This window comes from Psychrobacter sp. (genome assembly GCF_035469765.1).
Lineage (GTDB): Bacteria > Pseudomonadota > Gammaproteobacteria > Pseudomonadales > Moraxellaceae > Psychrobacter.
Genome location: NZ_DATIRM010000338.1, coordinates 1 through 2,281, shown reverse-complemented (window position 1 = coordinate 2,281; position 2,281 = coordinate 1). Strand labels below are relative to the sequence as shown.

Sequence of the window (2,281 nt, the reverse complement as noted above, 5' to 3'; positions counted from 1 at the left end):
GCTAGATAGGCAGTTTTTGTGATGTGGAGGCATAACCCAACCAACAGGACATTTAACATGGCTACAAAGAATCCAACCAAAATAGAAATGCGCGACCTATTACAAGCCGGCGCTCACTTTGGTCACCAAACACGTTTTTGGAATCCAAAAATGGGTCCATATATCTTTGGCGCCCGTAACAAGATTCACATCATCAACTTAGAGCACACGGTAAAAGCGTTTAACGAAGCATTGACTTACGTTAACGGCTTAGCAGCTAAGAAAAACAAAGTATTATTTGTTGGTACTAAACGCGCAGCTAGCGGCGTTATCGCTGAGCAAGCAGCACGCGCTGGCATGCCATACGTTGACCATCGCTGGTTAGGTGGTATGTTGACTAACTGGAAAACACTACGCCAGTCAATCAATCGTCTAAAAGAGCTTGAGAAGCAAGCAGAAGACGGTACTTTCGCCAAGCTTACTAAACGTGAAGCACTAGAGCGTACTCGCGATATGCAAAAACTTGAGCGTTCATTGGGCGGTATCAAAGACATGGGCGGTCTACCTGACGCAATCTTCGTTGTAGACGTAGATCATGAAGCAATCGCTATCAAAGAAGCTAAGAACCTAGGTATCCCAGTTATCGGTATCGTTGATACTAACTCTAACCCAGATAACGTTGATTACATCATCCCTGCAAACGATGATGCTATCCGTGCCGTGACTTTGTACGTAACTTCTATGGCTGATGCAATCATCGCTGGTAAAGAATACGCACAAACTCAAGCTGGTGGTAAAGCTGAGCAAGAAGCACCTGCTACTGAAGAAGCGGCTGACGCTCAAACTGAAGAAGCTGCTACTCCAGCAGAATAAATCGCTGAGTGATATGGTTTAATGTTGTAAGGCTGCCTTGATAGTTTGTCTATTGGCAGCCATGTAACATGACTAACAGCATAAAGATAAACAATAGGCATGATGTAGTATTACTCGTCATGCCTTATTGTTAAAGCGGATTTATTAAAGTGGCGTTGTTAAGCCGCTATACAGAATTTAAGTGGGTTTAGATATTGTGCACTCCCATATATAATAATGCTCACATACATAATAAAAGGTAACTCTTATGTCAGAAGTAAAAGTATCTGCCAAAATGGTAAAAGAATTGCGTGACCGTACTGGTCTTGGCATGATGGAATGTAAAAAAGCGTTAGAAGAATCAAACGGTGATGTCGAAACTGCCATTGATAACCTACGTAAATCTGGTCAAGCGAAAGCGGCTAAAAAAGCGGGTAACATCGCAGCTGACGGTGCTATCATCATCGCTCAAGGCGATAACAAAGCATTCTTGTTAGAAGTTAACTGCCAAACTGACTTCGTTGCAAAAGATGAAAACTTCGCTGCATTTGCAGAAACAGTAGCGAACCTTGCATTAGAAAACAATGTGACTGACGTCGCTGCTATCGCTGAATTGCCATATGGCAATGGTCAGACTGTTGAAGAAGCTCGCGTATCTTTGGTACAAAAAATCGGTGAGAATATCCAAATCCGCCGTGTTGAAGTACTTGAAGGCGCTAACATTGCTGCATACCGCCATGGTCTACGTATCGGCGTAGTCGTATCTTACGAAGGTGGTAGTGCAGACACTGGCAAAAACCTTGCTATGCATATTGCTGCGTTCAACCCAGTTGCTATCGATGACGAAGACGTCGCTGCTGATTTATTAGCGCGCGAAAAAGACATCATTGAAGCAAAAGCACGTGAGTCTGGCAAGCCTGACAATATCGTTGAAAAAATGATCGAAGGTGGCTTACGTAAGTACTTAGAAGAAGTTACTTTACTACGTCAGCCTTATGTTATGGACAATGAGAAAAAAGTTGGTGACGTACTAAAAGCTGAAGGCGTAAAAGTACTTGGCTTCAAACGTCTAGAAGTTGGTGAAGGCATTGAGAAGAAGCAAGAAGATTTTGCTGCTGAAGTTGCTGCAACCCAAGCACTAGCTAACAAGTAAGTTTTAAAATGCAGTGAGTGCTGAGTATATTTTTGCTCAGTACTTATCGGTTGTTTTATATAAGAAGCAATCAAGCATAAAAAAGCCCGTTATTTATTTAACGGGCTTTTTTGTGGCTGTTATTTTTATTTTAGATTAACGTAAGGCTAAATAAGCCGAGTTGGCGTAGCTTGCGCTATTACTGTTGCTACTGGTGCCATAACTAACGTTTTGGATACTGCCACCATTACTAGTAGTTCCAGTATTACTATTATTGGCGTTCATGCTATTGCCTGATAGCCCTGAATCATTTTTATA

Annotated in this window: 2 protein-coding genes; both read left to right on the top strand. The window is 42.1% G+C overall.

Annotated elements, in window-relative coordinates; all coding sequences use genetic code 11:
- Positions 1-57 precede the first annotated feature (57 nt).
- On the top strand, positions 58-852 hold the full coding sequence (gene rpsB / locus VLN09_RS09370) for a 30S ribosomal protein S2 (protein WP_325245887.1): 795 nt from the start codon (positions 58-60) through the stop codon (positions 850-852).
- Positions 853-1,099: 247 nt separating this feature from the next.
- The gene (gene tsf / locus VLN09_RS09365) at positions 1,100-1,984 is read left to right on the top strand and encodes a translation elongation factor Ts (protein WP_325245885.1); all 885 of its coding nucleotides are present in this window, start codon (positions 1,100-1,102) and stop codon (positions 1,982-1,984) included.
- The last annotated feature ends 297 nt before the right edge of the window (positions 1,985-2,281 follow it).

What these genes read in the sequence shown, in the direction of transcription:
- rpsB (WP_325245887.1), top strand. Translation starts at nt 58, where the DNA reads ATGGCTACAAAGAATCCAACCAAAATAGAAATGCGCGACCTATTACAA.
- tsf (WP_325245885.1), top strand. Translation starts at nt 1,100, where the DNA reads ATGTCAGAAGTAAAAGTATCTGCCAAAATGGTAAAAGAATTGCGTGAC.